At 44.8% G+C, this 26,859-nt stretch carries 27 protein-coding genes, 1 pseudogene and 1 riboswitch; of the genes and pseudogenes, 11 read left to right on the top strand and 17 right to left on the bottom strand.

Annotation, left to right across the window (positions count from 1 at the left end):
• Positions 1-110: 110 nt before the first annotated feature.
• Positions 111-1,379: a CapA family protein gene (locus BU202_RS08545; RefSeq protein ID WP_075105388.1), complete on the bottom strand. Its 1,269-nt coding sequence runs from the start codon at positions 1,377-1,379 to the stop codon at positions 111-113.
• A gap of 101 nt (positions 1,380-1,480) precedes the next feature.
• Entirely contained in the window at positions 1,481-2,416 is a 936-nt protein-coding gene (locus tag BU202_RS08540) for a dihydroorotate oxidase (protein WP_075105360.1), read from the bottom strand.
• 213 nt (positions 2,417-2,629) lie between these two features.
• Between BU202_RS08540 and gdhA the strand changes: the two genes are divergently transcribed.
• Positions 2,630-3,976, top strand: a complete 1,347-nt coding sequence (gene gdhA / locus BU202_RS08535; RefSeq protein WP_075105359.1) for an NADP-specific glutamate dehydrogenase — start codon at positions 2,630-2,632, stop codon at positions 3,974-3,976.
• A gap of 164 nt (positions 3,977-4,140) precedes the next feature.
• Positions 4,141-5,040, top strand: coding sequence for a cation transporter (locus BU202_RS08530; RefSeq protein WP_167364751.1), 900 nt, complete (start codon positions 4,141-4,143; stop codon positions 5,038-5,040).
• Between the two features lie 58 nt (positions 5,041-5,098).
• Here the strand turns inward: BU202_RS08530 and BU202_RS08525 are convergent, their stop codons facing one another.
• The 3 genes from BU202_RS08525 to BU202_RS08515 all read right to left on the bottom strand — a co-directional run bounded on the left by BU202_RS08525 (position 5,099) and on the right by BU202_RS08515 (position 8,295).
• Positions 5,099-5,704, bottom strand: a complete 606-nt coding sequence (locus BU202_RS08525) for a hypothetical protein (protein WP_075105357.1) — start codon at positions 5,702-5,704, stop codon at positions 5,099-5,101.
• 21 nt (positions 5,705-5,725) lie between these two features.
• Positions 5,726-6,526 (bottom strand): mechanosensitive ion channel family protein, encoded by an 801-nt coding sequence (locus tag BU202_RS08520; protein ID WP_075105387.1) that lies wholly within the window; start codon positions 6,524-6,526, stop codon positions 5,726-5,728.
• Between the two features lie 437 nt (positions 6,527-6,963).
• A complete protein-coding gene (locus BU202_RS08515; RefSeq protein ID WP_075105356.1) occupies positions 6,964-8,295 on the bottom strand; it encodes an alanine/glycine:cation symporter family protein in 1,332 nt (443 codons plus the stop codon).
• Positions 8,296-8,433: 138 nt separating this feature from the next.
• A riboswitch (glycine riboswitch) is annotated at positions 8,434-8,528 on the bottom strand.
• Between the two features lie 178 nt (positions 8,529-8,706).
• On the opposite strand from BU202_RS08515, the pseudogene BU202_RS10785 reads away from it, so the two are divergent.
• From BU202_RS10785 to BU202_RS08505, 3 genes and pseudogenes are all read left to right on the top strand, one after another.
• Positions 8,707-8,802 (top strand): annotated as a pseudogene (locus BU202_RS10785) (hypothetical protein); the annotation flags it as partial.
• A 21-nt stretch (positions 8,803-8,823) separates the two neighbouring features.
• Positions 8,824-8,949 (top strand): hypothetical protein, encoded by a 126-nt coding sequence (locus tag BU202_RS10710; protein ID WP_279626020.1) that lies wholly within the window; start codon positions 8,824-8,826, stop codon positions 8,947-8,949.
• A 200-nt stretch (positions 8,950-9,149) separates the two neighbouring features.
• Positions 9,150-9,935, top strand: a complete 786-nt coding sequence (locus BU202_RS08505) for an L-threonylcarbamoyladenylate synthase (protein WP_075105386.1) — start codon at positions 9,150-9,152, stop codon at positions 9,933-9,935.
• Between the two features lie 48 nt (positions 9,936-9,983).
• Here the strand turns inward: BU202_RS08505 and BU202_RS08500 are convergent, their stop codons facing one another.
• From BU202_RS08500 to BU202_RS08475, 6 genes are all read right to left on the bottom strand, one after another.
• The gene (locus tag BU202_RS08500; protein ID WP_075105355.1) at positions 9,984-10,697 is read right to left on the bottom strand and encodes a NisI/SpaI family lantibiotic immunity lipoprotein; all 714 of its coding nucleotides are present in this window, start codon (positions 10,695-10,697) and stop codon (positions 9,984-9,986) included.
• 10 nt (positions 10,698-10,707) lie between these two features.
• Positions 10,708-11,364 carry an ABC-2 family transporter permease gene (locus BU202_RS08495; RefSeq protein ID WP_083605781.1) on the bottom strand — a complete coding sequence of 219 codons (657 nt, stop codon included), beginning with the start codon at positions 11,362-11,364 and terminating at the stop codon, positions 10,708-10,710.
• Positions 11,345-12,079 (bottom strand): lantibiotic immunity ABC transporter MutE/EpiE family permease subunit, encoded by a 735-nt coding sequence (locus tag BU202_RS08490; protein WP_075105353.1) that lies wholly within the window; start codon positions 12,077-12,079, stop codon positions 11,345-11,347. The genes BU202_RS08495 and BU202_RS08490 overlap by 20 nt, the downstream gene beginning before the upstream one ends.
• Complete coding sequence (locus tag BU202_RS08485) at positions 12,076-12,768, bottom strand: ABC transporter ATP-binding protein (protein WP_075105352.1); 693 nt, start codon at positions 12,766-12,768, stop codon at positions 12,076-12,078. The genes BU202_RS08490 and BU202_RS08485 overlap by 4 nt, the downstream gene beginning before the upstream one ends.
• A gap of 203 nt (positions 12,769-12,971) precedes the next feature.
• The gene (locus tag BU202_RS08480; protein WP_083605780.1) at positions 12,972-14,330 is read right to left on the bottom strand and encodes a sensor histidine kinase; all 1,359 of its coding nucleotides are present in this window, start codon (positions 14,328-14,330) and stop codon (positions 12,972-12,974) included.
• Positions 14,305-15,006, bottom strand: coding sequence for a response regulator transcription factor (locus tag BU202_RS08475; protein WP_075105351.1), 702 nt, complete (start codon positions 15,004-15,006; stop codon positions 14,305-14,307). The genes BU202_RS08480 and BU202_RS08475 overlap by 26 nt, the downstream gene beginning before the upstream one ends.
• Before the next feature lie 138 nt (positions 15,007-15,144).
• Between BU202_RS08475 and BU202_RS08470 the strand changes: the two genes are divergently transcribed.
• The gene (locus tag BU202_RS08470; protein ID WP_075105350.1) at positions 15,145-15,684 is read left to right on the top strand and encodes a GNAT family N-acetyltransferase; all 540 of its coding nucleotides are present in this window, start codon (positions 15,145-15,147) and stop codon (positions 15,682-15,684) included.
• Between the two features lie 431 nt (positions 15,685-16,115).
• On the opposite strand, the gene BU202_RS08465 is transcribed toward BU202_RS08470, so the two are convergent.
• From BU202_RS08465 to BU202_RS08440, 6 genes are all read right to left on the bottom strand, one after another.
• Positions 16,116-17,039, bottom strand: coding sequence for a transketolase family protein (locus BU202_RS08465; RefSeq protein WP_075105349.1), 924 nt, complete (start codon positions 17,037-17,039; stop codon positions 16,116-16,118).
• Complete coding sequence (locus BU202_RS08460) at positions 17,036-17,884, bottom strand: transketolase (RefSeq protein WP_075105348.1); 849 nt, start codon at positions 17,882-17,884, stop codon at positions 17,036-17,038. Before BU202_RS08460 ends, BU202_RS08465 begins: the two co-directional genes overlap by 4 nt.
• A 3-nt stretch (positions 17,885-17,887) precedes the next feature.
• Positions 17,888-19,234, bottom strand: a complete 1,347-nt coding sequence (locus tag BU202_RS08455; protein ID WP_075105347.1) for a PTS ascorbate transporter subunit IIC — start codon at positions 19,232-19,234, stop codon at positions 17,888-17,890.
• A 67-nt stretch (positions 19,235-19,301) separates the two neighbouring features.
• Positions 19,302-19,586 (bottom strand): PTS sugar transporter subunit IIB, encoded by a 285-nt coding sequence (locus BU202_RS08450; protein WP_075105346.1) that lies wholly within the window; start codon positions 19,584-19,586, stop codon positions 19,302-19,304.
• 1 nt (position 19,587) lies between these two features.
• Positions 19,588-21,630, bottom strand: coding sequence for a BglG family transcription antiterminator (locus tag BU202_RS08445; protein WP_075105345.1), 2,043 nt, complete (start codon positions 21,628-21,630; stop codon positions 19,588-19,590).
• Positions 21,631-21,778: 148 nt separating this feature from the next.
• Positions 21,779-22,270, bottom strand: a complete 492-nt coding sequence (locus BU202_RS08440) for a DUF536 domain-containing protein (RefSeq protein ID WP_075105344.1) — start codon at positions 22,268-22,270, stop codon at positions 21,779-21,781.
• A 165-nt stretch (positions 22,271-22,435) separates the two neighbouring features.
• Here BU202_RS08440 and aao point away from each other — a divergent pair, with 165 nt between their 5' ends.
• The 5 genes from aao to BU202_RS08415 all read left to right on the top strand — a co-directional run bounded on the left by aao (position 22,436) and on the right by BU202_RS08415 (position 26,857).
• Positions 22,436-23,617 carry an aminoacetone oxidase gene (aao, locus tag BU202_RS08435; RefSeq protein ID WP_075105343.1) on the top strand — a complete coding sequence of 394 codons (1,182 nt, stop codon included), beginning with the start codon at positions 22,436-22,438 and terminating at the stop codon, positions 23,615-23,617.
• Between the two features lie 81 nt (positions 23,618-23,698).
• The gene (locus BU202_RS10705; protein WP_279626021.1) at positions 23,699-23,824 is read left to right on the top strand and encodes a hypothetical protein; all 126 of its coding nucleotides are present in this window, start codon (positions 23,699-23,701) and stop codon (positions 23,822-23,824) included.
• Between the two features lie 84 nt (positions 23,825-23,908).
• Positions 23,909-24,496, top strand: a complete 588-nt coding sequence (locus tag BU202_RS08425) for a GNAT family N-acetyltransferase (RefSeq protein WP_075105342.1) — start codon at positions 23,909-23,911, stop codon at positions 24,494-24,496.
• 29 nt (positions 24,497-24,525) lie between these two features.
• On the top strand, positions 24,526-25,224 hold the full coding sequence (locus tag BU202_RS08420) for an ABC transporter ATP-binding protein (RefSeq protein ID WP_075105384.1): 699 nt from the start codon (positions 24,526-24,528) through the stop codon (positions 25,222-25,224).
• A 10-nt stretch (positions 25,225-25,234) separates the two neighbouring features.
• On the top strand, positions 25,235-26,857 hold the full coding sequence (locus BU202_RS08415) for a hypothetical protein (RefSeq protein ID WP_075105341.1): 1,623 nt from the start codon (positions 25,235-25,237) through the stop codon (positions 26,855-26,857).
• The last annotated feature ends 2 nt before the right edge of the window (positions 26,858-26,859 follow it).

Below are 26,859 nucleotides of genomic sequence, written 5' to 3'. Positions count from 1 at the left end.
CTCACCAATTATAGTCAAATGAATGAACTTTCAGACAAGGAACTGAGACGCGGACAGTACTTGAGTACGACAAGTCGAAAGTGACGATGTATCAAAGTTCATTCAAAAGACTATAAGCCCATAAAGTCCTTCATTTCCCGATAAGCAAGGTCAATCCGCGCCTTGGTCTCCTCATCTAGCTGATGGCGGTGCGGACCGCCCTCAATGAAGTCCTCGAGGACAAAGGTTTGATAGGTAAATAAGTCTGTTCCCTCTTTCGGAACACGACTGACCCAGGTCGGATGCGCGGTAGCCGTCTGAATCCGTGTCTTGCCCTCTTTCTTTTCAACCGTGACATCCATCAAGACCCCACGCTCTGTCCATTGGGAGTTAGGAACTCCCTCCATGGTTTCAATCCGTTGGTTGGACAAGAAATTCCCCATCGAGTAGACAATGAGCTTGCGTTCTCCGTCTTTTTCAATAATTTCTGTTGGCTCCGCCACATGAGGATGACCTCCAAAGATGATATCTGCTCCCCATTCCACCATCTGACGATACAAAGCGACCTGTTCTTCTGTCGGCTCCAGTTGGTATTCAATTCCCATTTGTGGCATGACAATCGTGATGTCGGCTTCTGCTTCCGCACGCTCAATCTCTGACTTCATCCGCTCCAGATTCAAATCAGACAGGTAGTTGTCATATTCTTCCTGAGAGAGAGTTTCTTCCATCCCGTTAAAGCCGTAAGCGTAAGCTAACACCGCTATTTTAATTCCATTGACTTCCTTCACATAAATAGGGGCCGTTGCGCGATTGCCATCGCGGTAAACACCGACCGTGTCCACCCCAACCTGTCGAAAGGCATCAACCGTTGACACCAAACCAGACAAGTGAGAATCCAAGATATGATTGTGGGCCAAATCCACCACATCATACCCGGTCTGCTGAATGGCATTTGCGACCGATGCTGGAGCATTAAACATGGGATAGCCACCCAAGGGATATTCCGCTGAAATAGTCCCTTCAAAATCTGCTATCGCAAGGTCCGCCTGCTCAATCCAAGGCTTGACATAGGTAAAATTCTCCGTAAAATCATACTGACCGTCTGGCTGCTGGGCACTCCAGTAAATAATATCGTGGTAAAGCAAGTCCCCATGCGCCATGATGCGGGCTGTCTGTACTGTTTCTTCCTGCAACACAGGCTCTTTTTCCCCTGCTATATCTGTACTAGATGACGGTCTGGTTGATAATGATACAGATGAAAAGCGAGACCAAAGAACCGTCCCACCATAGACAAGCCCTGCCAATCCAGCCACCACTAGCGGCAATAAAAAGACATAACCAAGCCATTTCTTCCGCTGCTTACGTCTACGTTTGCCAATCCGGTCTCGTCTTCTTCTCATCATACCGTCCTCCTTGCTTCCAGTATACGCTATTCTTGCTGAAAAAGCTAGGCAATGCCTATGAAAAAAAGGTGAACCCCCCTTGATTTCACCTGTTCATTCTATTCTATATAGCGCAATTTCCCACGGAAATCGTCTAAAGTTTCATAGCCTTTTTCTGCCATAATGCTTTGCAATTCTGCTGTGATGCGTTCAAAAGCGGCAACTCCTTCTTTGTGGAGGGTTGTGCCGACCTGCACCATGCTCGCCCCGCAGAGAATATGCTCAAAAGCATCGCGCCCCGTCAAGACGCCACCTGTTCCGATAATCTGAATCTCTGGTTTTAAGCGTTGGTAAAAGGCATGGACATTGGCAAGGGCTGTGGGCTTGATATATTCACCACCGATGCCCCCAAATCCATTTTTAGGACGAATGACCTCTGACTCATCCTCAATGTAAAGGCCATTTCCAATCGAGTTGACACAGTTAACAAAGGCTAGGGGAAACTGATTAAAAATCGCTGCTGCTTGGTCAAAATGCACCATATCAAAATAAGGCGGCAACTTGATTCCTAAAGGCTTAGTAAAATAGCGAAAGACCTCTGTTAAAATCGCTTCTGTCGTTTCAAAGTCATAGGCAATCTGAGGTTTTCCTGGAACATTTGGACAGGACAAGTTCAGCTCGGTCACGCCCTTAAAGCCACTTTCTTCCACCTTTTTCAACAGCCTATGCGTCTCTTCTTGAGACATACCTACGAGTGATAGAAAGAAGGTGCGCTCTGGCTCTTTTTCCTGCAAGTCTAGGAGATAGTCCAGATAGTAGTCCAGACCCTGATTGGGCAAGCCCATGGAGTTGATGGAGCCAAGTGGCACGTCCTGATAGCGTGGCTCTGGATTTCCTGCGCGGGCTTCTAAAGTCGCGGTCTTGGTGACAAAGGTCCCTGCTTGTGAGTTTTTCACTTCCTCTAACTCTGCAATGGTCATGCAGGCAACTCCCGCCGCATTCATCAAACAGTTTTCAAAAGCAAAACCTGCAATCTGTGTCTTGGTTGATGGCATACTGTCCTCCAAAATATGTATTTCGTTCATTTTATCATAAAAAGTTCGGAAACAGTAGCTGAAACTGACCTCTTTTCTGACAAAAATTGTCAGAATCGTTTATTTTCCACTTTACATTTGTATCACTTGGTGCTATAATAGCAAACGGAAATATTAAATTGTCTGAAAATTTAATTTTTAGACCTATTCTATTAGAAAAGGTGACATTATCTTATGACAACTGCAAAAGACTATATCCAGCAATCATTTGAAGCTGTAAAAGCGCGCAATCCGCATGAAACAGAATTTCTGCAAGCTGTTGAAGAATTGTTCAACACGCTCGAACCTGTTATCGAAGCACATCCAGAGTACATCACTGAAAACATCTTGGCCCGCATCGTTGAGCCTGAACGGATTATTAGCTTCCGTGTTCCATGGACAGATAAGGACGGAAAGGTTCAAGTCAACCGTGGCTACCGCGTTCAATTCAACTCAGCAGTCGGCCCTTACAAAGGTGGACTTCGCTTCCACCCAACCGTTAACCAGTCTATCTTGAAATTCCTTGGTTTTGAGCAAATCTTCAAAAATGTCTTAACTGGTCTGCCAATCGGTGGCGGTAAAGGTGGTTCTGACTTTGATCCAAAAGGCAAGACAGACGCTGAAATCATGCGTTTCTGCCAAAGTTTCATGACCGAACTGCAAAAACACATCGGTCCATCGCTTGACGTACCAGCGGGCGACATCGGGGTCGGCGGTCGCGAGATTGGCTACATGTACGGTCAGTACAAACGTCTCCGTCAGTTTGATGCTGGTGTCTTGACTGGGAAACCTCTTGGCTTTGGTGGGAGCTTGATTCGCCCAGAAGCGACTGGTTACGGACTTGTCTACTTCACAGACAACATGCTTCAAGCAAACGGTAAATCCTTTAAAGACCAAACGGTTCTCATTTCTGGTTCTGGAAATGTGGCGCAATTCGCCGTTCAAAAAGCAACTGAACTCGGCGCGAAGGTCATTTCTGTGTCTGATTCAAATGGGTATATCATCGATGAGACTGGAATCGACTTTGACCTTCTTTGCGACATCAAAAATAACCGCCGCGCTCGTTTGACTGAATATGCTGCTGAAAAAGCAACCGCAACCTACCACGAAGGATCTGTTTGGACCTACGAAGGAAAAGCAGATATCGCCCTTCCATGTGCCACTCAAAATGAGATTGATGGTGCCGCTGCTGCTCGCCTCGTGAAAAACGGTGTTTACTGTGTCGCTGAAGGAGCAAATATGCCATCTAACTTGGATGCTATCCATACTTACCAAGAAAATGGTGTCTTGTACGGACTTGCAAAAGCAGCCAATGCTGGAGGAGTTGCCGTATCTGCCCTTGAAATGAGCCAAAACAGCCTCCGCCTTTCATGGACTGCTGAAGAAGTGGACAACCGTCTGAAAGACATTATGGCCAACATCTTCAACACCGCAAAAGAAACAGCCGAGAAATACAACCTCGGCAAGGACTACCTGGCAGGTGCCAACATCGCTGCCTTTGAACAAATCGCAGATGCCATGATTGCACAAGGCTTGGTATAATCCCTTTTCAGATAAAAAACTCCTTGGGAGTGGAAAAAACTCAAATTGTTCAAAACGAGTGCATTTTCCTACTCCCTTTTCTGTTGCCTCCAAAAACGAATTTGTGAAAATTGCACAATTCCTGTATAATAGAAGTATAAAGTATCATAAAGGAGGAATATTTATTGCAAAAAACGATTGAACAACAGTCACTAACGGTTAATTTTATCATTACCTTTATCGTATCGGTCGCTGGAATTATCGTCTACTTCATCACGGACATACAAGCGCTTCTGTTAGACGGTTTTTTCTCATTAATCAGCTTTTTATCCGCCATTATCGGCATTTACATCTCCCGTATCAGCCACAAAAAGACCATACGCTACCCACATGGTCTTCATTTTTTAGAGCCCCTCTATGCTATTTTCAAATCTATTTTGATCATACTACTGCTGATTCTCGCTTTTATCAATGCTTCTGAAACAGCCTTGCATTACTTTATCGCAGGAGAGGGAGACCCCCTCATCATCGGGCCCATCTTGCCCTACACTCTTTTTGTAGTCCTGCTCTGCTTGGCTCTCAGCTTTTACAACCACTATCAGAATAAAAAGATCAACTTTCTCAGTACCATTTTAAAGGCCGAAACCAAGGGCAGTCTCATCGACGGTCTCCAGTCTCTCGGAGCAGGGCTTGCCTTTTGTCTCCTCTATATTGTTGACATCAATGGTCCGTTCGGTTTCTTGCACTATACAGCAGATTTCTTTATTACCAGTATTTCAGTCATCTGCCTCCTACCAGAGCCAGCTAAAATGCTCCATGGAGCCTTTATCGAACTGTCTCAAGGTTTGACAACAGATCAAGAGATTACAGACCCGATTGATGATTTGATTTTACAACATTTTCATGTCGTTCTGCCCTATATCAATTACCAAATTATCAAAATCGGTATGGCCTTGCGGGTCAAAATTTATGTAGAAGACCATGATAAACAACTGCTTTCAAGTGTCCTAGCGCTGCATCCTGATTTTCTCGAAGCACTGCAGCAGCTTTACCCTCATGCAAAAGCAGCGATTATCTACCTCTAAGTGAAAGAAACGAGGCTGGACATGCGCCAGCCTCGTTTTCCTACTTTCTGATAAGGGATTACAATTTCTCTGCCTGTTGAAAATTCCACATATTTTCTTCGTAAATCAGGCGATAGTTAGGGGAATCATCCACCCCATAGAATAGGGTGTAGGTGACGGCTTCTTCTGGAGCGACCTTCTTTTTCAAGTTCGCATCATAGGTCAGATCGTCAAGCGGGTAGACACTATCAATCTCCTCGCTGTCACTATCTTGTGTCCCCAACACAATGCTACTTCGTTCGTCAAAATACAGGACTCGCTTGGTCGGATTTTTCACCTGAATTTTTACAACCAAGGCTGTATCATAGTAAGAATTAACCAATTCAGCCTTCTCGTCCAAGTCTATTGATTGCACCGTTAACTTCAAGCCATTTTCCAAGCTCACCTCTTGATCGATTTCTTTTTCGCTAAAGACATCTGATGTCCTATTATCATAACTTTCATCTACATAGCTGGAAAAATCCGAGGAACTCGCTATCCCTAGAATCGTTAAAAACAGTAAGACCCCCAAGATAAGGGACACAACTCCTCCTGCAATCGTTGTCCAAAACAGGGGTTGTTTGTAGAGTGGTTTTTTCCGATAGTAGACGTGACCGTCTTCCACGATAAATTCTTTTGGAAACATGCTTTCTCCTTTTCTTTTTCCTTAGGTGAGGTCAATGCCCGCTTCAAGCAAAGCCTCTTGATAGAGGGTATAAAACTGCTGATAGATACTCCCTTGCTGACCGCTGGTCACAAAAAATTGAACCCGAAAGACAAACTGACCATTTTCAAGCGTCTGTGGCCCCACCACTTTTGCACCCTTAATAGCAGTTAATCGGCTGAGTTCTTTCTGATTGACTGCTTCAATGACTTGTGCGACCTTGGCCAAATCAGCTCTTAGGCTCAGCGGAAGATCCACCTGAACGCGGATATCACCCCGCGACTGATTGCTGACGACAAGGATATTCCGATTGGGAATAAAATGGAGCGTGCCATCCGCATCGCGAACTTGCGTCGTCCGAATGCCCACGCTGACAACTGTTCCTTTGATTTTAATCGATCCGTTGGTCAAGCCGACCACATCGCCGACATCAAACTGCCGTTCCAAGAGGATGAAAAAGCCATTGACCAAGTCAGACAAGAAGCCTTGCGCACCCATTCCGATTGCGACCCCCGCAATTCCTGCTCCAGCTAAGAGACTAGAGACTGGCAAGCCTAAAATCGTCAAGACCGAGTAGAGCAAAAGAAAGTACAAGACGTAATTCAAGCCACTTTCCAAGAGGCGGGCAATCGTCTTTTGCCGCCCAATGTCCTGCGTTGATACCCGAATAGAGGGCAAGAAAATCTTCCGAATCGAAACAGCAACAATCTTTTTAATCGCATAAAAAACAAGGAATAAGAGAATAAGCGATAGAACCTTGCTCAACAAGTCCATCCCAATCGCTTCTATATCAAATCGAGCCATAAATTTTTCTAAAAATCGCACTGTAGCCCTCCTTTCCTAGTAGCACTATTATACCATAAGCAGGCTGATTTCATAAAAAGCAAGAGCCAGTCAGAATGTAGCCAAATCCAAAATCTATTTAAACAAGTGAAAAGCTCTGCTAACTGAACATCAATTGTTCGATTTTCGCGAGCGGAGCGAGCCTCATCAGATACTTTTCGCTGTGGTAAAAGTAGGGAGTGGGGCAAAAGCCCCTTACCTCTACGTTTCATAGACTTAACAGATTGACGCAGTGGTTGATTGATATCTTTGTTCGCTTTCAAGCTCCAAAGATAATCTAATCAACTGTGCGGGGTATTGACAGTCAGAGGAGTGACTGTCAATACCCGAGCCTAGAAATTAGAAAGCGAGGACTACAAAATCGAACTCTTACGAGTTATCGATTTCTGTCCCACTCCCTATTTGTCCTTAAAGTAACGTCTTGTTTCACGAATAATGATTGGGGAGAGGGCGAGGAGGGCAATCAGATTCGGTAGCGCCATCAGCCCATTGACAATATCGGCAATGACCCAGATGACATCCAGGTGCAGAAAACCTCCCAGAGCTACCATGGCAATAAATACCAAGCGATAGAGAAGGATAAAGCGTGTCCCAAAGAGAAATTCAAAACACCGCTCTCCGTAGTAGCTCCACCCCAAAATAGTCGTAAAGGCAAAGAGAACGAGGCTGAAAGTCAAGGCGAGAGCGCCTGGAGTACCAAACAAGCTCGCAAAGGCTGCCTGAGTCAGAGGTGCACCTTGTAGCCCCTCAACCGTCCATTGACCAGTCACCAAGATAGACAGACCTGTCAGACTACAGATGATAATGGTGTCGATAAAAGTGCCAATCATGGAAATCAAGCCCTGCTCAACAGGCTGGTTTGACTTGGCTGCCGCTGCCGCAATCGGTGCAGAACCAAGCCCCGATTCATTGGAGAAAACTCCACGCGCAATCCCGTTTTGAATAGCCGCACGGACGCTCGCACCTGCAAATCCCCCAAGAGCCGCAGTCGGAGTAAAGGCACTTTTCACCACTAAAACAAGGGTGGGCACCAGTTGCTCCACGTTTACAGCTAGTAAAGCAAGCGTAGCTGCAATATAAAGGAGCGCCATAAAAGGCACCACCTTGGTTGATACCTTTGAAATGGACTCAATTCCTCCAAAGATAATCAGCGCGACAATCACCGCTAAAATCATACTCACTATCTGCGGTGAAAATGCAAAGCTATTTTCCAAAGACGAAGTAATCGAGTTGACCTGCGCAAAGGTTCCAATTCCTAGAAAGGCGACCAAGACCCCTGAAATGGCAAAGAAGACGGCTAAAGGTTTCCATTTTTCGCCCATCCCCAGCGTGATATAGTGCATAGGACCTCCTGCTACCTGACCATTTGCATCCTTGGTACGGTATTTAATGGCTAAAAAACCTTCGGCATACTTGGTTGCCATACCAAAAAAGGCTGCGACCCACATCCAAAAGAGGGCGCCTGGTCCACCAGTCTTAATCGCTGTCGCCACCCCGACAATATTTCCCGTACCGACCGTTGCCGCAAGGGCCGTACAAAGGGCTGCAAAACTAGATACATCACCCTGACCGCTCGCATCATCTGACAAGACTAAGCGAAAAGCCCGCGGCAATTTTCTGACTTGAAATAGTCCCATACGAAATGTGAAATACACCCCTGTTCCCACCAAGAGCATCAGCAAGGGCGGTCCCCAAACCAGACTATTCACACGCTGCAACAGTTCTAACATTCCATCTCCTCCACATTCTACTGTCTCATGAAAACGAAAGAGCTTGACTGCGACCGTCAAACTCTGCTTTTACGTATAACCATAATGAGATAGGAGGTGGATAGTCTTCCACTAGCCTAGGGGAAATTCATGTCCAAATTCCTATGCTCTGTCCTTTTGCCTGAGAGTTTGAGTGATAGCCTTGCCTCACCTTGCCCCTTCGGCGCCATTACGGTCTCTCCAGAGTTCCGTCTTTCCCACAGTTGGACCTAAGTCCTCCTATGAGACGTCAACCGGTATTTCGTTACTTACTAGTATAGCGAAAAAATGAAAAAAGGCAAGAACATTTTTTGAAAAGTTTCATGAACGAAGTAAGTGGATTTTTCCAAAAACAGTTGGCTTAGATTCCTTCGCAAATGCTAGACAGCTAGCATTACCACTAGGAATGAACATCGTACCTTATCAAATGGTGAACTGAAGCGCCTCGAAATCGCACGTGCTCTCCTCTACCAAAAAGAAATCCTCTTCATTGATGAAGTGTTGTCTGGTTTGGATCAGACGAATGCAAATCATATCCTCCACTTGATTGCCAACTATCCCGGTACCGTGATTGACATTGAACATCATTTGCCGAGCCATATGGACGCATTTTATCATCAAAAAATACAATTATAGTTTTTTGAATGAACGTTGATACATCGTCACTTTCGACTTGCCGTACTCATACTCAATAAAAATCAAAGTCGTCGAACTCTTCCGTTCAACGACTTCTTCTTTCTTAGGGGATCTGGATGATTGTCGAAAACAGGCTTGATTTTCACAAAAATTCTGATATAATTGAATTATCTGAAAATTTAGACAAGGAGATTGAAGGTATGACGAAACATATCCATTGGGATGGACAACTATCGCAAGAAGGACTTAACATCATCAAAGGAGAGGGGGGCGTAATTGTCTGCCCTACCAAGGTTGGCTATATTATCATGACCGCTGACAAGGCTGGTTTGGAGCGGAAATTTGATGCTAAAGAGCGCAAGCGCAACAAGCCTGGGGTCGTGCTATGCGGTAGCATGGAAGAACTTCGGGAATTGGCGCAAATGACCCCAGAGATTGACGCCTTCTACCAAAAACATTGGGACGAAGATATTTTGCTCGGCTGTATTCTTCCATGGCGTGAGGAAGCCTATGCCAAGCTCAAAGCCTATGGCGATGGTCGTGAAGAATTGATGACGGACGTCCGTGGGACTTCTTGCTTTGTCATCAAGTTTGGCGTTGCTGGGGAGCAAATTGCCAAGGAAATGTGGGAAAAAGAGGGCCGTATGGTCTATGCTTCTTCTGCCAATCCGTCTGGAAAAGGAAACCGTGGTAAGGTTGAAGGGATTGGAGAGCGTATCGAATCAAAAGTGGACCTCGTCATCGAGGCAGACGATTATGTGGCATCTATCCAGCCTGATAAGACGGCCGAAACTCGCTACGAGCAAGGGGTCATGGTCTCTATGGTGGACGCTGACGGCAAACTCATTCCAGAGCAAGGCAAGGACAGCCGCTCTATCTCCCCATGCCCTGTTGTAATTCGTAAAGGTCTTGACATTGATAAAATCATGATGCACCTGTCAGACCACTTCAACTCATGGGACTACCGCCAAGGGGAATATTACTAATCTTTTGGATGAAAACAAACCAACCCAGCTCTAGAAATGAGCTGGGTTTTATTCTCTTATGGCAAGGTGATACTCATTATTGACCTCAATCGCAAGGACCTCTTCAGCAGAACGCCCTTTTACTGTATAAATGGAGCCATAGGTCCACAAATCCCGCTTCTCCTTTGAGTCTTGCCCCGTCCAATCCATCGCTCCCCAACGGCTTGACGGAATTCTTTGACCTGTGTCAGAAATAAATAAAACCTCCTCTGCTAATACTGTCACAAATTCATCTAGCTCTTCCTCGGACACTAGCGTATTTGTCACACGATAATGATGTCCGCCTCCATCAATCATGCGGGCATCTCGATGATTGACACGAAATGTCTCTCCAATCATCATTCCATCTTCACCAGAAACAGCTGGCTTCCAGCGCTCATCGCTTGCGACCAGTTCATCACTAGGTTTGACACGATAATAGTTATCCTGTATACCAATACACAAACCACCGTCACGGATTCGATAGAGATTTTGAACACTCAGGCTCGTCCCTTTATGGTGATTGTCCCCACCAATCACTTCCAAGTGTAAAAAGCGTAGCTCAAGTCGACCCAATTCACTAGCATCAACCTTCTGATTCAAAATAGTATAGTTTCGTTGTTGATAAGAAAAGGTTGTGAAGTTTTCCCGATTAAATACAATAGCTCTCTGACCTTGTTGACAGGCAATCAAGCAGGTAACACCCAGCAAAACCATCAGAAACAGAAACTTTTTCCATTTCATGAGACACCTCCTAAACTCGGTAACGTTTTACATGCATCAAACAGAGTGCTACACAAGTCATCCCTACTATCCAGCACCATAAGGTTAGCAAATAAGAACGATCCAAGGTCATGATAAAATTAGCGGGCAGAACAATAGGACACCAATAATGACCCAGAAATGTCCGATTACTTGCAAAAAGCACCAACAAACATTCAACAAACGCAACCGCAAAATTGACACCCTTTGCTAGAAATAAACTGAGCAAAAGATGAACATGATACACAAAAATCGTAAAACCCCAACTAGCAAGACCAATGACCAGATAAGGTATATCCTTGTAGACAAAGGTCGCAATAAACCACCATAACATCACGGTTGGCAAAAGGGACAAACCATCTACCAATACGAACTTTGCCCCCCACAAGCACCAGCTATGTGCTTCACTCCGAATGTATTGAAAATGATTCGCTTGACTTTCCTGCTCAACCAATAAGATAGAGATAATGGTATATACTAGACAATTTGCCAACATGGGAAAATAGATAGCAACTTCTAGCGCATATGAACTAGGAACAAAGGCTAGGTAAGCGGGTATCGTGACATATTCTAGTAAACTAAAGCCGACTAAAAACAAAACTGCATACGAATGACGAATCTTGAGCCATTCACTGTGTAAGATGGCCATCAGTCTGCTCCTTTCTCATCCAGATAACCGCTCCTAAGCTAGCAAGAGCCAGAGATAAAAGAATGGCCATCAGCAAAGACAGTATATCTATTGATGCTGCTGGTGCCATGGTATCTCCCGACGGTTTTATATGTAGTAAAATTGCCATCACCTTATAATGATAGGTGTAGGGAAACAGGTACCACCAATTCGTTTGGGCGATGAAAGGCGCCACTAAAAAACAAAGAAAACTATTGACCACTAAAACAAGGTAGGCATTAAAGCGCTCAAAACAGCTATACAAAAAAGGAATATTCCACAAGACTGTCAGTAGTACAAGAAACAAGGTCATCACATTGGTAAGCCAATGGAGGAGCATGGTCGGAAACAACAGCGAGACAAGATAGAGAAACAACAGAACAAAACCGCTCGCAATGACTAGCTGGTAAACCACAAGTAGCCACTTCACGAAATAGATGTTTGCAGTCAAAGTCCCTACTAGCACATTCTGAAACCGACCAGCCTGCTTTTCCGCCTGATGATCGTACAGACAAAGCAAACCAATCAGCACAAAGAGAAACAAAGCCTCCCACCAGTACATCGTAAAACTTTCCAAAATATCGGGACTGCCAATCAGAAAGGCAATGGCTAACGTTAAAAAAGGCAGTAACAGAGCAAGTTTTTTCTGTCCCGCTCCTTTCAACTTTAGGTACTCTGATTGAAGGATTGCTTTCATCTCACACCTCCATGTACAATACTAAAAAAGAGTTGCTCCAAATCATCCTCATGGCAATTTTGCTCATTATAGCAAATCTGCCCCTGATGTAGAATTAAAATCTGATCCGCTATTTGACTGACCTCATGTAATTGGTGACTAGAAACAAGGATTGTCATCTGCTGTTCTTTTAAAGACCGAATCAACTGAAGTAAATCCTTGATACCATCCGGGTCTAAGCCATTGGTCGGCTCATCCAAAATCAGAAATCGGGGCTCTGTTAGCATCGCCATTCCAATTCCTAGACGTTGCTTCATCCCTAGTGAAAATGCCTTGACTCGCTTCTTGCCAGTATCTGATAAACCAACCAGCCTAAGCACTTCCCAAATCCGCTCGTCTGAAATACCATATAGCAAGGCCCTCGTCTTTAGATTGTCAAAGGCAGATAAATTCTGATAAATAGCAGGACTTTCAATGAGGGCTCCTAATGTTCGACTTCTATCTCTATCGTTCTGTGAGCGTCCATCCATCAAAATCTGCCCCTTATCTGCTTTCTCAAGTCCAAACAAGATTTTCATGAGAGTTGATTTCCCTGCACCATTCACTCCTAAAAGACCACAAACAGTACCTGACTCAATCTCAAAAGAAAGATCCTGCAGAACCACCTTATCCTTAAATTCTTTCTGAAGATGCTCCACTTGAAGATGCATATGATTGTCCTCCTCTTGCTTTTATTGACCATATAGTGCATTGAATAAAGGTTAGGACATCGTTCAGTTGCTTTGATGAGCCAGTTCTATCTGCAGCTCCTTGCCTTGTCCTACTCCTTTCTCAACCCACTATAAGTATACACTCACTTGTTCAGAATTTGTTCAGACTCTTCCAACAAGAAAAAACTAGGAGTATCATTCTCCTAGTTTACAATTTCTTTATCCTCAATAGCGAATAGGACTTCTGCACCACTAGTTGGCGGATTATGCAATTGCAAGTAACCCTGATGCAGCTTGGCAACTCCTTGTGCAAAGGTCAGTCCAATCCCATAATGTTCACCACTTCTTCCACCATCTTCGGTAAAAAACAAGCTGGTTCCCTGCAGGAGCGCATCTGCTGAAAAAGGCGCACCATCATTCCACGTTTTAAATAAGAGGTAGGAATCGTAACGGCAAATGGTCAAATCAATCCGACCGCCATCTCTCCCATACTGGATAGCATTGACCAAGATATTCATCAAAGCACGGTGTAACAAAAGGGCATTTCCCCAAAAGACGACCGACCCCGCTTCATTTATCAGATGAAAATCGATACTCTTTCGATCCAGCATATCCTTCGTCTCGCTCCATACATCGTCCAAAAGCTCCTCTAAGACAATGCGTTCTCGGTAACTGTTATCCTCATATAAGAGGCGCGCGTAAGATAGCATAGACTGAAAATACGTTTCAAAGGTCGCAATGCTACGCTCCATAGAGCCGACAAAACTAACCTGTTGATTCGTCAATGCAGTCATACCCAGTAGTTCTAAGTTCCCTTTCAAGACCGTTAAAGGAGTCTTGACATCATGAGACAAGGCCGCCACTTGAAAGGATAGGTCCTTCTTTTCCTTTCGTTCTGCCTCCAGCAACTGTGCTAATTCTTGACTTTTTTCCTCGAGCGTTCCTAAAATTTCTTCAAATTCTAGTAGCCTTGATGGAACCAATCGTTTCGGTACATGTGGCTTGCCCATGCTCAAAGAAATACTTCGTACTGCTTGAAAATTCTGGGCAAATTCCTTCACCAATCGCAGAATAGACCAAGTAATCACCAGACATGCTCCTACGAAAAAAAGGATATAACTAAACAAATTCCACGAAATGAAGCGCAGAGCAGGATTGGTAAATTCGGGTATCAGAGGTTGGCGTACCACAAGGGAGAACCGGTGATTGGAGTAGGGAACATAGGCTGTCGCTCCATGCACATTTTCCCTTTGCCTCTCAAAAGCAGCTTGATAGTGCTTCCGTTCCATCTCCTGATAACGTCCTACAAGAAGCTCTCCCTTTGATTGGTCAAACAAAGCATAGTCATAAGGCAAGAGGTTCATCTGGTCGGTAAAGTCCTCAACTGTAGCACTCTCATCAATCGAAACAGATAACTGACCATTCGTAACTGCTACCTGCTGCGTTGTAATGAGTAAGTAAGATAGGGCAAGTATTCCGAATAACAGAGCAATTGTTCCAAGTGCAATTTCTCCTACACTACGCAAAACTCGTTGTTTAATGGAGTATTGTGTCATCTGCATATTGATACCCTATCCCTCTGATGGTTTTAATTGGATTGACACCATGTGGCGCACATTTTGTCCGAATCTGATAGATATATTCTGAAATCGAATGAAAAAGGACATCTGCCTCCTCATCATAGACATGTTCATATATTTCTTCTCTCGTAAAGACTTTTTGTGGGTAGCGGGAAAGCAACTCTAAAATAGCATACTCTCGGTGTGTTAAAGGTAAGGTCTGACCTCGGATGCTGACTTTTTTCCCCTCCAAGAAAAAACTGACTGGACCTAGCTCACGAACAACCTGTTCATACCTCTCTTGAGCCTGACGAGTCCGCACCTCTCTCCTAAGATGGGCTTCCACCTTGGCGCTCAGTTGCTTGACCCCAAAAGGCTTTATGATATAATCGTCCCCACCCAATTGCAGGCCTTTTACAATGTCTTCCTCACTATCTCTAGCGCTGACAAAAACAATCGGTGTCTGTATCTCTTGCCGAATCGCTCTACAAATTGTAAGCCCGTCTGTATGTGGTAGCATAACATCCAACAGAATCAAGTCAAATCCCTTAAACTCTTGCGGATCAATAGGAAATGTCACCTCCTGACGAGTTGTGACAGAAATATTTTTCATTTCTAAAATCGTACGAATCAATTTCAAAATTTCCTCGTCATCATCTACTACAAGAACCTGATACATCTGTCTCCCTCCCTTTTCTCTATTTATAGTCTTTTGACTATAGTTTACTATAGCACACTTTTTTCAGAATTCCTTCATACTAACGCAAAACTTCCTCAAATATGCTACAATAGAGTCAAACAAACAAGGAGGTACACGATGTCTGACACACTCCACTTAAAAGCCTTTACAGAAGCTGATCTCCAGCAGATTTGGGAAATCGGCTATAGAGAAGAGTGGCCCGAATGGAAAAACTATTCTGCGCCTTATTTTGATGATTACCAAGCCTTCGATAGCTTTGAAGCCTTTAAAGAATGCGATGACTATCATTTTCTACGGTTACCGAGCGTACAGGGGATTTTTATCGGCGAAAAACCGATTGGCATGGTCTCCTACTATTGGGAAAATGAAAAAACTAGATGGCTGGAAATGGGCATTATCATCTATGATGCTGCTTACTGGGGTGGCGGCTACGGCACTCAAGCCCTCACTCTTTGGACAGAGCATATCTTTGCTACGATACCAGAACTGGAACATATCGGTCTCACCACTTGGAGTGGCAATCAGCGCATGATGAAAGCTGCTGAAAAACTCGGCATGACCAAAGAAGCCCAAATCCGCAAAGTCCGCTACTGGCAAGGCGTCTATTACGATTCCGTTAAGTACGGTATCCTCCGAGAGGAATGGAAAGAACGGTGATTGTAAAAGGCTCGAACATATTCTATGTGTTCAAGCCTTTCATAGTCTCCCAAGAGTCAACTTTTCCGATATTCTTGTTGCCCCCTAAAGAGGAAGAAAATCCCAACCAAAAGAAAGAGCGCAGCTATCGGTTGCGTCAGTACATAATATGTGATTACAGTACCAAAACGTTCTATACTTGCAACCATTGGATTAGGAACATCTGTACGAACAACTACTAGGGGAGTAACTCGTACAAATCAGCATAGTAGCACTAATGAAAAATGTTGAAAATTTAATCAAGGATTGATACATAACTTCCCCTCCTTATCTATGGTATGCTTTCAAAAATAGTATACAACACTTTTAAAGAAAGCGCTACCTTTTTGTGGATTGATATATCTGTAGAGCACAAAACCAACCCTCGAGATGGAGGGTTGGTTTCTTGATTTTTAAGCAAGTGCTGCTTGAACCTGCTCTACAATTTTTTCTGCGGTCAGACCGTAGACATCCATGAGGTAGGCTTGTTGGCCCACTTGACCAAAGGATTCGTCCACACCAACACGATAGACTGGTGTGTTGGAACTTGTGCTGACTAGTTCGCAAATAGCGCTGCCTAGACCACCCACACGATTGTGGTTTTCTGCGGTAATAACTGGCTTGCCTGCTAGTAAATCTAGCACATCTTCATGAATCGGCTTGATTCTAAAGAGGTCAATGACTTGCACCGCAATTCCTGCTTCAGCCAAGCTATCTGCTGCTTTTAAGGCTTGCTCTACCATGATGCCGCTTGCGACAATGGTGGCATCTTCTCCTTCACGCAAGACACAATAGCCCTTGCTAAAGTCTTCATCGCCTTGGTAAATAGCTGTCGGCGCTTTGCGAATGGTGCGAATGTATTTCAATCCATCTTCTGCCAGAGTTTCCTCCAAGACGGCTCTAAACTGCACATCATCGCTGACTTCATAGATACGCGCCTTTGGAATCAAGCGCATCAAGCCAAGGTCTTCAAACGGCATATGGGTTCCACCGTTCATTTCAGCAGACACTCCAGCATCTGAACCAATCACGGTCGCATTCAACTGGGCATAACCCAAGGAGAGAAAGACCTGGTCAAAGACACGGCGGCTGGCAAATGGTCCAAAGGTGTGAAGATAGGGTTTGTAGCCCAAGATGGACAAGCCTGCTGCCACCCCAACCATTTCCTGCTCCATAATTCCTACGTTCACATAGCGCCCGCCAAGGATACTTGGCAATTTGCTCGTTGACATGGAACTGGATAAATCAGCTTCCAAAGCGGCAATTTCTTGGTTGACCTTGCCCATTTCAGCGAGGAAGTCGCTGTATACCAAACGCATCTCTTTTGTTTGTCTCATTCTGTGACCTCCAATTCTCTTGCTAGTGCTTGAGCTGTCGCTTCCAAATCATCGACCAATTGACCTGACAAGCGCAAATGGTGATTGCTTTCCATGGTCTCAAGGAAATCTACTCCCTGACCTTTCACCGTATCAAGCACGATACATTTCGGACGGGAAGAATCGCTGTCTTTCATGGCTTGAATGGCTGCTAGAATAGCTTCAATGCTAGAGCCATCTACACGAACCGCTTCCCAGCCAAAGGAGGCGAATTTTTCCACAAAGTCAAAAGTTTGGCAAATATCTGCGGTCCGTCCGTCCAATTGTTTTTTGTTATCATCGACAAAAAGGATGAGGTGAGACAACTGCTGGTGAGCCGCAAATTGAGCCGCTTCCCAACATTGCCCTTCGTTTAACTCCCCATCCCCAACTAGAGTGTAGGTGTAGTAAGGAGAGTTCGTAATCTGCTTCCCGTAGGCAATCCCTGTTGCCACACTCATTCCTTGTCCGAGCGAGCCAGTCGTCATGTCCACGCCTGGTGTCAAATTCCGGTCGGGGTGAGATGGCAAGCGAGTGCCATTACGATTGAGGGACCAGAGAAACTCTTTATCAAAGAACCCTTTCAAGTGCAAGGTGCTATACAAGGCTGGCCCTGCATGCCCTTTTGAGAGTACAAAGTGATCGCGCTCCTTAGAAGCGAAATTCTGGACGTTGACATCCAGAACCTCACCATATAGAGCGGCTAATACTTCAACAATTGACAAACTTCCACCGTAGTGACCAAACCCGAGCTGATTCAACGTCGTCAGGGTATGATAGCGAATTTCTTTCGCAAAGTGTGTCAATTCTTCTAGCCGTTTTGTCATAGTTTATCCTTCTTTCTGATCTTTCTTGATCACTGATAGACCAATCATCAATGCCAAGATTGCAAAGATACCGATTGAAACTGTCGTCACTCCACCGTGATCTGCTAGGAGTCCAAGGAAAATTCCTGACAAGCCAAAGTCCGCATCAGAGAATGTTGACCCTGCAAATCCAAGATTTCCTAAAACTGGAAGCAAGAAGACTGGGAGGAAGCTGATTAAGATACCGTGTACGAATGAACCAATCACCGCACCGCGAACACCACCTGAGGCATTTCCCATTACCCCTGCAGTCGCACCACAGAAGAAATGAGGCACCACACCTGGCAAGATGACAACGCCACCTGTCGCAATCAAGATGAACATGCTCACGATACCACCGATAAAGCTAGAGATAAAACCAATCAAGACCGCATTTGGAGCGTATGGGTAGACAATCGGACAATCCAAGGCTGGTTTTGAATTTGGTACCAATTTTTCTGAAATTCCTTTGAAAGCTGGAACAATTTCCGCCAAGATGAGACGAACACCTGATAGGATGACAAATACACCTGCCGCAAAGGTTCCGCCAAGAGTGAGGGCATACACCATGCTGTTTGTACCGCCGCTCAGATTTTCCTTGATGTAGTCACCGCCTGCAAAGAAGGCAACAATCATGTAAATCACAGACATAGAGATGGCGATACTTACGGTACTATCACGCAAGAAAGCCAATCCTTTAGGGAATTTGATGTCTTCTGTTGAGGTAGATTTATCGCCAACAAGACCGCCGATGAAACCGCTGAGCCAGTAACCAAGTGAACCGAAGTGACCGAGTGCCACTTTATCATTTCCAGTCAACTGTACCATGTATTTTTGAACAAAGGCTGGTGACAGGGTCATAATCAAGGCAAGGGCCAATCCACCCATGACAATCAAGCCAGCAGAAGTAAATCCTGCCACAGATAGAATCACCGCAATCATACAAGCCATGTAAAGGGTATGGTGACCTGTCAAGAAGATGTATTTAAAGCGCGTGAAGCGTGCAATCGCGATGTTGAAGACCATACCGAGCAACATGATCAAAGACGTTGCCGTTCCGTATTCTGTCAGTGCAACCGCTACGACCGCTTCGTTATTTGGAACAACCCCAGTCAAATGAAAGGCTTGTTCAAACATTTTACTAAATGGCTCTAGCGAGCTAATGATAATGTTGGCACCACCACCAACGACAATAAAGCCAACAAAGGTTTTCAAACCACCTTTAATCAAGTCAGCTGCTGGCTTCTTTTGCAAAGCCAACCCTAAAATCGCAATCAGAGCCACCAAAATCGCAGGTGTCTTTGCGATATCAATTAAAAAATCCAAAAACATATAAATACTCCTTATTCAAGATACGAGAGCTTTTAGCTCAAGTTCAATTAGAAAGATACGAGAGCCATTAAATCAAGCCTTTTTCCTGACAGATGGCTGTGACGAGTTCTTTTAGTTCATCCATATCAATGATACTGTTCAAGACACGGACATCTCCCAAATGAGTAGCAGAATCTGCCAAGTCACGAGCGACAATCCACACATCTGCTTCGCTTGGATTTGCACCACCCAAGTCATAGTGCTCAACGTTTACATCTGAAACGCCTAAGTCTTTCAAGACGGACTCAATATTCATTTGTACCATGAAACTTGACCCCAATCCTGAACCACATGCAGTACCGATTCGTAACATATTAGTTAACCTCCTTTATTAAGTCTGCGATATCATCAAAACAGTTTGCCTTGATGAGTTGTTGAATATGTTCTTCCTTTCGTAAAATGGTTGTTAAACCTGAAAGTGCCTTTAAGTGAGTCTGGTTATCAATTGCAGCAATGCAGATAAACAGACGAATTTCATGCGCCGGATCATCCAAAAGATAGACTGGATGTTCCAAGGCGAGCATGGACATGCCGATATGATTGACCCCATCTTCTGGACGCGCGTGCGGAATGGCTACGCCTTTTCCCAAATCAATAAAGGGACCAAATTCTGTCACCTTGCCAATCATGGCATCAATATACCCTTCTTCCACCGAACCGTTTGCGACTAGCGGCTGGGCTGCTAGGGCAATCGCTTCTTTCCAATCCAAGCTCTCGTTCGAGCGCTGGAAGGTCTCTTTCGTAATAAGTTCGCCTAACATAGGACTTCGTCTCCTTCGTTCATAGGATTGCTGGTTCATAAATTGCACCAACTCATATTTCAAGGACTGTTCACGATGAATCGTTGCATACTTGCTAATCACCGACAGTAACTGTTCAATTTCAATCGGGAAATACCCTGCATTGGGAAATTGCGCACTGACCAGCTGGAACAAATCTTTCTTTTGACTACTCGTCATCAACTGAGGCACCAAGAAGAAAGGCAAGGCTGTGTCTAGTTTAATCGTCGCAAATACCATGTCATACTCTTCGCTCGGACTCTCTTCAAATTCTTTCAGCGAATGCGTATCCGCAAAGGAAATATTTGGAAACAGTTGGCGCAGATTTTCTTTGACAATCAAGGATGAGCTGACCCCGTTAGGACAGACCACCAAGGCACGGTAGCGAAAAGAATGCTCTTTTTTGGCCTCAATGTAGCCACCAAAATGAATCACAAAGTAGGATACTTCGCTATCTGGAATGGCAAATCCGAGATGGGCTTCTAAAGGCGCTAAAGCCTTTTGCACCAACTGGAACAAGTCCTTGTGTTCTTCTTTAATCACATCCGTGTACGAGTTGACATTGACCAATTGCGAGGTCAAGCGATAGTAAGCAGGAATCAAGTGGCGCTGCAAGCCCTCAATCATCTCCAAACGATTGTCAAATTCAATCAGCGACAAGCGCTCCATCTCCTCAACAATCTCGACCGTCAACCGATAAAAGAGGCTATCTTTCTGCTCAAGGTTGCCCTCTAAACACCCCTGTAACAGCTGCGCCAGGTAAGCCTTCCAAGCGTCTGACAAGGGGTAACTCAACCCTTTCTTGGTCTGTAGGACACCCCATAGCTGCCCGACAAATTCTTCAATAAAAGCAAAGGTTGTCTCCGTCTCCCAGTTCATCTCAATCTGAACCCGTTCTGTCCGAACCGCCAGAAATTGTAAAAAGTAGAGATACTCGTCCAAACGATCTTCCAAGGCTGAAACTTGGTAGAATTGGCAAGCCTGCTGACTGGTCTTTTTCAAAAGATCAATCGCATTGTCTTCCTGCCAAGACCGAAGAACATAATCCAAGGCCCAAAGCCCAATTGAGGTCTGCAAGCAATCACTAATGGCATATAGAGCCAGACGATGCTTGTCTTTTTCAGACCCATTTAAGTGATACCCACGCGCCCGCGTATAATCAAAGGATACCCCGAACTGCAAGCACATCTCTTTCACATTTTTTATATCCGAAAGCGTCGTATTTCGACTGACACTCAAGAGTTCTTGATAATGAACATTGGAAATAAAATCCTTCCGAATAAAGGTGTAGAGATAGATGAGGACAAGCCGCTCTTGTTGGGACAGGTAGATTTGCTTATTGCGAAACAATTCAAAAATCTGATAACTTTCCTCCAGCAGAGCTTCTGGTACTTGGTAGACACCATCTCGCTCTTCAATCATCGCAAAAGCGTGTGCTTCCAATACCAGATTGACTTGATGCAAACTCGCCAACAACTGTTCTTTTTCAATTCCTGTCTGAATACTTAATTCATACAGGCTCATCTGTTGATTGGCAAACAATTCCATCAAGATTGCAATGGTTCGGTTATCAATCATGTCGTCCTCCTTGGTTTTATTGTAACCCTTTTCATTTTAAAATTCTAGCTTCTTTGAGCCCAATTTCAACCACCTCCCAAGCACTTGCCATTGGGCTGTTCTATTCACAAAAGAAAAAAAGTCTGAGACTGTTTGCGTCCCAAACTCTTTATCGTCCAAATAATCGTGCGAAGAAGCCCTTGGTTTTTTCTTGTGCATGCGCCTTTGCTTCTTCCAATTCCAACTTCAACACATCCTTGTCTGCCATGGCTTTCAAGGTCAGTTGTTGCTGCTGATCCAATTGCTTGTCTTTTTCAGAAATCTGAATATCCTTGACCCGCAACTGCTCATCTTTTTCAGCGATTTGCTTGTCTTTGACCTCAAGCTGCTTATACAAACGGCTGATTTCATCGTTTTTTTCATCCACCAAGATTTCCATCAGCTCGCGTTGCTTGACTTCTTCACTAATCGGCTCATCTTCAAAAATAGTTGTCTTGTAAATCTCTTCTAGCTTGACCAAGCCAGCCCGATTGACAACCGTCACGCCCTTTTCATTTTTTTCAACGAACTCTTCTGGAAGAGACTTGACGCGGTTGTTCATCGCTTGGCGACTAACTCCTAAAATCTCCGCTAATTCGCTGACTGTTTTTTCAATTCCCATAATATCCTCAGTTGCTTGATGTTTTCTTGTTTGTATCATTAAAATATTACCACAACCACCTATTCCTGTCAAATTTTCCTACCATTTCAGACTGGCTTTGCCCCCTTTTATGATACAATAAAAATAAACACGAACAATCCAGCACGATTTGAAAAAGGATACCTTATGACACATTTTGATACCATTATTATTGGGGCAGGACCTGCCGGCATGATGGCTGCCATCGCAGCGAGTTTCTACGGTCAATCAACCCTCCTCCTTGAAAAAAACAGACGCCTCGGCAAAAAATTAGCCGGCACAGGCGGTGGGCGTTGCAACGTGACCAACAACGGCACGCTGGAAGATTTGCTGGCAGGCATTCCCGGCAACGGACGTTTCCTATACAGTGTCTTTTCCCAGTTTGACAACCACGACATCATTCATTTCTTTGAAGACAATGGGGTCAAGCTAAAAGTCGAAGACCACGGACGGGTCTTTCCAACGACCGACCGTTCCCAGACCATCATCAAGGCGCTGGAGATGAAGATGCTAGACTTGGGTGTAGACATTCGCACAGGTACAGAGGTCCTTTCTGTCAAAAAAATCGACCAGACCTTTCAGATTAAGACAGCAGAGCAGACCTTTACCAGCCACAAGGTCATTGTCACCACAGGTGGTAAGGCCTATCCCTCAACTGGTTCAACAGGATTTGGACACGATATTGCCCGCCATTTCAAGCTCGCCGTGACGGATATTGAAGCTGCTGAAAGTCCGCTTCTGACCGACTTTCCCCACAAGGCTCTTCAAGGAATTTCCCTCGATGATGTGACCCTACACTACGACAAACACGTCATCACCCACGACCTCTTGTTCACGCATTTTGGACTCTCTGGCCCTGCCGCCCTTCGCCTGTCTAGCTTTGTCAAGGGTGGAGAAACGGCCTATCTCGATGTTCTACCGCAAGTGAGCCAAGAAGACCTCGCCATGCTCCTTGAAAAAGAGCGGGAAAAATCCCTCAAAAATGTCTTGAAAACTCTCGTTCCCGAACGCCTAGCAGAGTTTTTCGCAGACGGTTATCCGCTCAAGGTCAAACAGCTATCACCAAAAGAAAGCAAGCAGTTAATCGCGACCATCAAAGGGCTACCAATCCCAATCACTGGAAAAATGTCACTTGCTAAATCCTTTGTCACCAAGGGCGGCGTCGACCTCAAGGAAATCAATCCCAAAACCCTAGAAAGCAAGAAAGTTTCAGGACTGCACTTTGCGGGTGAGGTGCTGGACATCAACGCCCACACAGGAGGTTTCAACATCACCTACTGCCTCTGCACAGGCTGGGTTGCAGGCATACAGCCGATACCACTTTCATAAAATTCAAGGCACCCCTTGAATTTTTTTGTATTTTATTGTATGATAGATATAGAACAAAGACACAGAGAGAGGAGAAAATGTATGCGCTACAATCATTTTGGACAAGCAATCGGAGATGCCTTAGAGGGCTTTTACGAGGGAGTGGGACAGAAATCGGTAACTCGCAAGAGTTCGATTTCGTTGTCGCACCCCCGCAAGGTTGACTAGGTTTGTAGAATGTTGATTTATCAACGTTTTACAAACCAGACAACTACTGCGTCAAACTGTTAAAACTATAAAATTTAAGGACGCATGAGACTTTTATCCCAGCTTCATGGCCCTGCAAGCTCTGCTCAACATTGGACCTATTTATCCATCACCCCTTTTACCGAGCGGAACGATTTTCACCAGTACCTGGCAGACATGATGGCCTCTACCGACCCCTACTACCTGACCATTATCGACAAAGCATCTAATCGAGCTGTTGGGACTTTCGCCCTCATGCGCATCGACACCAAAAACCGAGTGATAGAGATGGGCTGGGTCATTTACTCTGACGAGTTGCAACAAACACGCCAAGCAACCGAAGCCCAATATCTCGTGATGAAATATGTCTTTGAAACGCTGAAATATCGCCGTTACGAATGGAAATGCGACCATCTCAACCAGCCTAGCAGACAGGCAGCTAAACGCTTGGGATTTACCTACGAAGGAACCTTTCGTCAAGCTGTCGTCTACAAAGGAAGAAACAGAGATACGGACTGGTTCTCTCTTCTAGATAAAGAATGGCCAGACAAAAAGCAGGCTCTCGAACAATGGCTTGCAGATAGCAATTTCGACGCTGACGGGCAGCAATTGACCCGCTTATCTCAACTTCATACCAATGCCAACCCCCTCTAACACTCTATCCTAAAAGGAGATCTTTCATGATGAAACTAACTCTCAATTCCATTTCAAAACAATTTGACCAAAAGGTCATCCTACAAGATGCCTCTTTCACCTTTGAACAAGGAAAGATTTATGGACTTCTCGGCAGAAATGGGGCAGGAAAAACCACCCTCTTTAACTGCATCGCCCGCAACCTCGTCCTTGAACAAGGCAGCATTCAGTTTGAAGAAGAGGGTCAACGACACGATTATGACTCGACCGATATCGGCTTTACCCAGACCTATCCGCAGCTGCCTGCCTTTATGACAGCTTTTGAATTTGTCCGTTTTTACATGGACATCCACAAGGACAAGCTCCGTCACCATCGCAACCCCGCAGAATGGCTGACACTCGTTGGCATTGACGAAGAAGACCAACACCGCCTGCTCAAGGATTTCTCCCACGGTATGCAAAACAAGGTCCAGCTCCTCCTTTCGCTCATCGTACAGCCACCGGTTCTCTTGCTCGATGAACCGCTCACCTCTTTTGACCCTGTTGCGGCTCATGAGTTCAAGCAGCTTATTCGCGAGGCTAAGAAAGATTCCGTCATCATCTTTTCTACCCATATCCTCCAATTAGCTCAAGACCTCTGCGACGAGATTGTCCTCTTGCACCATCATACATTACAGGCTGTCCCAAGCGAGCGCCTGCACGATGCTGATTTTGAGCAAGAGGTGGTCAACTTACTGGCAGATAAATAGGAGGTGGAACATGAAAGACATTTTACGTTACACCTGGTATCAGGAAAACTTCAACCTCAGCAAGCAGGTCAATGGTTTGCTCTACTACCTTCGAAAAATCCCCTTGGTAGGCTCATCCATTCCAGAAACAGTCTATCGCTCCTACTCATTCAAAAAAATTCTCTTTTACATTCTCACTCTTCTAGACATCCCTTTGCGGTTTTTGGCTAAGTTTATCTGGCTGACAATCTATGTGATCATTGCTAATGGTGCTATCAATATAGCCATGGGCGCTGACCCCGTACCTTTTCCACTTCGCCCAGAAGGCTACTTGCTTGGATTTGCCATCTGGTTTGGCATAACAGGACTGATGTATCGCTTCTCGCAAGGTTTTGAACCATTCATTTCCAAGGAAAATCGAGCATTTATGGTGAATTTCAAACTCTCCCAAAGACTCTTTTTACAAAGTCAATTGTTGGTGGAGCCTATTCTTCATAGTCTGGCCTATATTCCTGCCTTGATAGTCTTGAGCGGTCTAGCACATCAGTGGCTGATTCTCCCAGTTGGTATCTTCACTCTTCCTACTGCCCAATTAGCCGGCTTTGCTTGTAATTTCTGGTTCTTTAAACGCCATAGCTTAGTGAAACGTTCGTCTTGGAAAAGTTGGGCGCTTGTCATCCCAGGCTTTGCCTTTGCACTTCTTGCCTTTTTCAAACGAGATGCACTCAATGCCTACTGGCTACTAGCTTTACTGCTTGTCCAAATTCCCCTGCTCATCATCAGCTTGCGCTCTATTCTCGCCTTTGACAAGATAGCTGAATTCCTCAACTTCCGCATGGAAGAATCCCTTGCGCTAGATAAGCAAATCTTCCAGATGACCCAAGGCAATGAGTATACCCGTCAGGGGCTCAAAATGCAGGAAAAATTGAGCTTGGACAAGCAAAAAGATCTGTCTCATCTGACAGGTATGACCTACCTCAATGCCCTTTTGTTCCAGCGCTATCATCGTATTCTTACAAAAGGATTGAAAAAACGGCTAGCTTTCTTACTCATCATTCCTACTCTATTTGCCACGATTACATTCTTTGCACACGAACCTATCCAACTACCGGAGGAGGGATTGATAGCACTCTTGCCATTTACGCTCATGATCATGTATGCAGGCTCTCTCGGTAAGACAATCACCCAAATGGTCTTTGTCAACTGCGACATCTCCATGCTCCATTATCCATTTTATCGGGAGACTAAAACGATTTTGGCTGGCTTTAACTATCGCTTTATCCAAACACTCAAATTCAATAGCATCTTTGCTGCAGCTCTCTTTCTCATCATCATGCTCATAGGGCATTTCCAGTATTCGTGGCAACTGACTCTTCTGACCGCCTACCTCATGCTCAGTATCACCTTCCTCTTTTCCTTCCACGACCTCTTTATCTACTACATTCTCCAGCCTTTCACCAAGGATATGGACATTGTCAACCCTCTCTATCGCATTCTCAGCGGAGCCTTATACTGGCTCGCCTATCTCAATACCCAACTAAAAATCGAAAGTCCACTCTATATTCTGGGCCTTTCCATCGGGATTAGCCTTTATGTCGGCATCGGCTATCTGATCCTCCTCAAAAAAGCACCCAAGACCTTCCGTTTGAAATAACA

Origin of the sequence: Streptococcus cuniculi (genome assembly GCF_001921845.1) — a bacterium.
Taxonomy (GTDB): Bacteria; Bacillota; Bacilli; order Lactobacillales; family Streptococcaceae; genus Streptococcus; species Streptococcus cuniculi.
Note: the sequence above shows the minus strand (reverse complement) of the source record. Positions and strands in the feature narration are given on the sequence as shown.

What these genes read in the sequence shown, in the direction of transcription:
- BU202_RS08450 (WP_075105346.1), bottom strand. Translation starts at nt 19,586, where the DNA reads ATGTTACGAATCGGTACTGCATGTGGTTCAGGATTGGGGTCAAGTTTC.
- gdhA (WP_075105359.1), top strand. Translation starts at nt 2,630, where the DNA reads ATGACAACTGCAAAAGACTATATCCAGCAATCATTTGAAGCTGTAAAA.
- BU202_RS08545 (WP_075105388.1), bottom strand. Translation starts at nt 1,379, where the DNA reads ATGAGAAGAAGACGAGACCGGATTGGCAAACGTAGACGTAAGCAGCGG.
- BU202_RS08470 (WP_075105350.1), top strand. Translation starts at nt 15,145, where the DNA reads ATGTCTGACACACTCCACTTAAAAGCCTTTACAGAAGCTGATCTCCAG.
- BU202_RS08525 (WP_075105357.1), bottom strand. Translation starts at nt 5,704, where the DNA reads ATGTTTCCAAAAGAATTTATCGTGGAAGACGGTCACGTCTACTATCGG.
- BU202_RS08490 (WP_075105353.1), bottom strand. Translation starts at nt 12,079, where the DNA reads ATGAAAGCAATCCTTCAATCAGAGTACCTAAAGTTGAAAGGAGCGGGA.
- BU202_RS08420 (WP_075105384.1), top strand. Translation starts at nt 24,526, where the DNA reads ATGAAACTAACTCTCAATTCCATTTCAAAACAATTTGACCAAAAGGTC.
- BU202_RS08445 (WP_075105345.1), bottom strand. Translation starts at nt 21,630, where the DNA reads ATGATTGATAACCGAACCATTGCAATCTTGATGGAATTGTTTGCCAAT.
- BU202_RS08485 (WP_075105352.1), bottom strand. Translation starts at nt 12,768, where the DNA reads ATGCATCTTCAAGTGGAGCATCTTCAGAAAGAATTTAAGGATAAGGTG.
- BU202_RS08465 (WP_075105349.1), bottom strand. Translation starts at nt 17,039, where the DNA reads ATGAGACAAACAAAAGAGATGCGTTTGGTATACAGCGACTTCCTCGCT.
- aao (WP_075105343.1), top strand. Translation starts at nt 22,436, where the DNA reads ATGACACATTTTGATACCATTATTATTGGGGCAGGACCTGCCGGCATG.
- BU202_RS08415 (WP_075105341.1), top strand. Translation starts at nt 25,235, where the DNA reads ATGAAAGACATTTTACGTTACACCTGGTATCAGGAAAACTTCAACCTC.
- BU202_RS08500 (WP_075105355.1), bottom strand. Translation starts at nt 10,697, where the DNA reads ATGAAATGGAAAAAGTTTCTGTTTCTGATGGTTTTGCTGGGTGTTACC.
- BU202_RS08540 (WP_075105360.1), bottom strand. Translation starts at nt 2,416, where the DNA reads ATGCCATCAACCAAGACACAGATTGCAGGTTTTGCTTTTGAAAACTGT.
- BU202_RS08520 (WP_075105387.1), bottom strand. Translation starts at nt 6,526, where the DNA reads ATGGCTCGATTTGATATAGAAGCGATTGGGATGGACTTGTTGAGCAAG.
- BU202_RS08495 (WP_083605781.1), bottom strand. Translation starts at nt 11,364, where the DNA reads ATGGCCATCTTACACAGTGAATGGCTCAAGATTCGTCATTCGTATGCA.
- BU202_RS08440 (WP_075105344.1), bottom strand. Translation starts at nt 22,270, where the DNA reads ATGGGAATTGAAAAAACAGTCAGCGAATTAGCGGAGATTTTAGGAGTT.
- BU202_RS08505 (WP_075105386.1), top strand. Translation starts at nt 9,150, where the DNA reads ATGACGAAACATATCCATTGGGATGGACAACTATCGCAAGAAGGACTT.
- BU202_RS08425 (WP_075105342.1), top strand. Translation starts at nt 23,909, where the DNA reads ATGAGACTTTTATCCCAGCTTCATGGCCCTGCAAGCTCTGCTCAACAT.
- BU202_RS08460 (WP_075105348.1), bottom strand. Translation starts at nt 17,884, where the DNA reads ATGACAAAACGGCTAGAAGAATTGACACACTTTGCGAAAGAAATTCGC.
- BU202_RS08480 (WP_083605780.1), bottom strand. Translation starts at nt 14,330, where the DNA reads ATGCAGATGACACAATACTCCATTAAACAACGAGTTTTGCGTAGTGTA.
- BU202_RS10705 (WP_279626021.1), top strand. Translation starts at nt 23,699, where the DNA reads ATGCGCTACAATCATTTTGGACAAGCAATCGGAGATGCCTTAGAGGGC.
- BU202_RS08455 (WP_075105347.1), bottom strand. Translation starts at nt 19,234, where the DNA reads ATGTTTTTGGATTTTTTAATTGATATCGCAAAGACACCTGCGATTTTG.
- BU202_RS08475 (WP_075105351.1), bottom strand. Translation starts at nt 15,006, where the DNA reads ATGTATCAGGTTCTTGTAGTAGATGATGACGAGGAAATTTTGAAATTG.
- BU202_RS08515 (WP_075105356.1), bottom strand. Translation starts at nt 8,295, where the DNA reads ATGTTAGAACTGTTGCAGCGTGTGAATAGTCTGGTTTGGGGACCGCCC.